Annotated in this window: 1 protein-coding gene; it reads left to right on the top strand. The window is 43.2% G+C overall.

Annotated elements, in window-relative coordinates:
• A partial coding sequence (locus tag G3N99_RS33150; RefSeq protein WP_206124482.1) for a hypothetical protein occupies positions 1 to 181 on the top strand: 181 nt, incomplete at its 5' end.
• Between the last annotated feature and the right edge of the window lie 62 nt (positions 182 to 243).

The raw sequence follows: 243 nt of genomic DNA, 5'->3' as shown, positions 1-243 counted from the left end.
GCGTATTATTAAAAAAAAAAAAAACTTCAGCCCGCGCGTGCTCTACGTTCATATCACGCAACCAATCATTCGTGTCAGCTACATTACCCTCACTCTGTCTATCTATTTCACCCTATCCCCTATCTGCTTCACAGCTTCTGCCACCTCATCTTTCTCTCGTCATCCTTCTCTTATCCTTTGACTTTTTCCTCTTATCTAGACTCGCACTTGTACCATACTCACGTCGCTTCTCCATCACATCAT

The sequence above is a fragment of the Burkholderia sp. Ac-20392 genome, from assembly GCF_017104585.1.
In the GTDB taxonomy this organism is placed as follows: domain Bacteria; phylum Pseudomonadota; class Gammaproteobacteria; order Burkholderiales; family Burkholderiaceae; genus Burkholderia; species Burkholderia lata.
The sequence above is the reverse complement of the archived record's forward strand: the minus strand, read 5'-3'. Positions and strand labels throughout refer to the sequence as shown.